Annotated in this window: 4 protein-coding genes; all 4 read left to right on the top strand. The window is 27.6% G+C overall.

Annotation, left to right across the window (positions count from 1 at the left end; translation table 11 throughout):
- Positions 1-587 (top strand): M15 family metallopeptidase (locus tag GQ589_RS11530; protein WP_160426359.1); only part of this gene is annotated, 587 nt, incomplete at its 5' end.
- A complete protein-coding gene (locus GQ589_RS11525) occupies positions 562-996 on the top strand; it encodes a hypothetical protein (protein ID WP_160426357.1) in 435 nt (144 codons plus the stop codon). The genes GQ589_RS11530 and GQ589_RS11525, both read left to right, overlap by 26 nt.
- Before the next feature lie 174 nt (positions 997-1,170).
- Positions 1,171-1,929 carry a hypothetical protein gene (locus tag GQ589_RS11520; RefSeq protein ID WP_160426355.1) on the top strand — a complete coding sequence of 253 codons (759 nt, stop codon included), beginning with the start codon at positions 1,171-1,173 and terminating at the stop codon, positions 1,927-1,929.
- Between the two features lie 235 nt (positions 1,930-2,164).
- Positions 2,165-2,716 (top strand): hypothetical protein, encoded by a 552-nt coding sequence (locus GQ589_RS11515; protein WP_160426353.1) that lies wholly within the window; start codon positions 2,165-2,167, stop codon positions 2,714-2,716.
- Positions 2,717-2,855 lie beyond the last annotated feature (139 nt).

Below are 2,855 nucleotides of genomic sequence, written 5' to 3'. Positions count from 1 at the left end.
GCACAGAACAAAGCGATGCGAATGCTAATACCCCGAAACTATCCAATCTATCAACTGACGGCAAGGCGTGGTTTATTCATCCGGTGGCGATGGTGGATTATTTTAATGTTACAGAAAAGAAAACTGAGACTTGGGATAGTGTGACAAATTCAAGAATTACGTTATTACACCCGAGAATTCGTCAAAATGCGGTAGATTTTATCAACGATGTAGAAGAACAATTTGGAATACAATTAAGAGTTACGACAGGACTTAGAACTATTGATGAACAAAATCGCCTTTATGAGCAAGGTCGTACAATATCTGGAAATATAGTTACTTGGGTTAGAGGAGGATATAGTTACCATAATTATGGATTAGCAATAGATGTTATAGAGATCAAAGATAAGAAAGTTAATTGGGAGGAAAACGTTTTAATCAGAATATCCTCTGTAGGTATAAGAAATGGTTTTTCTTGGGGCGGTAATTGGAAAAAACAAAAAGATTATCCTCATTTTGAAATTACTTTTGGTTATAAAGCATCGGAATTATTAGAAAAATATAATAAAGGAGAATTAGATAATGAAGGGTATATTATATTTGATTAGCATTAACATTTTATGCGTATCATTCGGATTAAAAGCTGAAGAGATAACACTTGAATCTTTACATGCGACAGAGGGTGCTGTGTTAAATTGTATGAAAAAGCAACTTAATCTTAGGATTTATGGTGAAACATACCGTTCAAAAATTGTTGTTAGTAAAAGAAAGGATTTATTTGAAGTATTATCAAACACTGAATACTACAATATACCAATTGGTTATCATGATGAAAATTTAAAATCCGAAATCGTTTTTACTGTTGAAAATAAATATTTTATTAAAAATAAAGAAATTATTTCTGCTGTATCTCTTGATTCTATGTATAAAAAAAATGCTAATGATGATTTATCAATTTTATCAGATGCAATAAGTGAAGCTCATGAAAATAAAAAATGTTTATCATGGAATTTTTAGTGAATCATTAATGATATACGTGATTTATTGTAAAACACATTAGATAACAATAAAACATAAAACGAGTAATGGGAGATAGTTACATTTTAGAAGGTTTAAAAAGAAGAAGAGAAAAAGAACGAGAAATGTTTGAAAAAGGCATATATGCAACTAAAATTTATTAAGGAAGAGAATATGTTTCGTAATTTTTTTATACTAGTTGGTCTACTTTTTTCATTCTCATTAAAAGCAGATTTAAATTATAATGGGGTAGTATCTAAAGTATATATTAGCGATGCTGCGTACACAAAAAAAATATCTTATGATGATCCAATTTATCTTAATAGAATATTTCAATGGAAAGAAAATGACATTAAAACAAATATATATTCTGGTGAGAAGATAGAAACTTGTTTAAGTTATAAGATAAATAAATTTGTTGTCAATTTTGACGACATCCTGAATAAGAAAATGGCAAAAAATAATAATGAAATATTAACAACTAAATCTTTTGACATCGATATAAAACAATCAATAAACCAGATAGATATTTTTTGTCCTAATATTAATAGAACGTGGACACTTTTCGAAAAAAATGCTAACGAATATTTAATAATAAATACATATGATTCAATTTTAGAAATAAAGAGAATGGAACATCAGAGTATTGAGCCGAGTTTTTCTTGTTCAATAGCAAAAAAATTATCTGAAAACCTGATCTGTCAAAATATTTATCTTTCAGAATTAGACAGAAGTATTCATGACATTTACTACAATATAAAAAAATATTATGGCTACAATAATGATCAGAAAGCGTTTAAAGAAATCTATAGTAATCAAAAAAAATTTATTAAAAAAAGAGATCTCTGTAAGGATGAAAACTGTTTAATGGATATTATGTATAAACATGCTTATGAGTTACATGAATATATGCCATTAGTTACACCTTACTAGTTATCAGTTTAATAATGATAATATTCAATATGCTATTGAATCAGCTTTTGTTTATTGGACTACTAAGATTGGAAAAATAAACAACCAAAATATTCTTTTGTCACAATTAGCAAAAACAGGGACAGTTCAACAAGTGACACAAATTATTAATGGTGGTCAAAATGGGTATGAGGATCGGAAAACACGTTTTAATAGGATTGCATCAATCATTGAAATAGAGCAGGAAAGATAAATTATGAAAAAGTTTATTATATTACTTATTAGTCTAACATATTTTATTATTTTCCCAATACAAGCAAAAGAATCGCAAAATGATATTGAATATGGTCCTTTTAACTTATCATGGTGTCATAACGGACAATTCTATTTTGAACGAACGACTGATTTAGATTACCCAATAAATTTTGTATTAGTATGTGGAAATAATAAAAGAATTATTGATCGTTACTATGTAGAAGGTGCAGATCTTATTTATTCCTCAAAAAATGAAAAACAAATTAATATGGAAGTTATATCTACTTTCTTTCATAAAATTAATGAAGAAAAATTTTTATTTGTTATGATTAAAAGGCATGGAACACATACAGGAGTCGGGATTAATGCTGATGATTACACTATTTATCCATATAAATACGATAGAAAACATATTATAGCATCTGCTAGAGATTTCGTTGATAATAATTTTTTTGGAGTTGAAGGGCAACTAGAATGGAAAGAAGTTCATTTCAAATATAAAACAGCAGATGAGGTAAAAAAATATCTCGATAAAACTTATAACAATAAATAAGAAGAATTTAACATTAGCTTATATAAATTTTGCTGGGCAAGTGTAAGTATCCCCTAAAATAGTACAGCAAAAAAGTAGAAAATTCTCTATGATAAAAGTAAAAGAGGATTGAAACATGAAAAAGATGACAGAGCACCAA

This window comes from Gilliamella sp. Pas-s27 (assembly GCF_009795865.1).
Lineage (GTDB): Bacteria > Pseudomonadota > Gammaproteobacteria > Enterobacterales > Orbaceae > Gilliamella.
This window is presented reverse-complemented; position numbering and strand designations above follow the sequence as displayed.

What these genes read in the sequence shown, in the direction of transcription:
- GQ589_RS11525 (WP_160426357.1), top strand. Translation starts at nt 562, where the DNA reads ATGAAGGGTATATTATATTTGATTAGCATTAACATTTTATGCGTATCA.
- GQ589_RS11520 (WP_160426355.1), top strand. Translation starts at nt 1,171, where the DNA reads ATGTTTCGTAATTTTTTTATACTAGTTGGTCTACTTTTTTCATTCTCA.
- GQ589_RS11515 (WP_160426353.1), top strand. Translation starts at nt 2,165, where the DNA reads ATGAAAAAGTTTATTATATTACTTATTAGTCTAACATATTTTATTATT.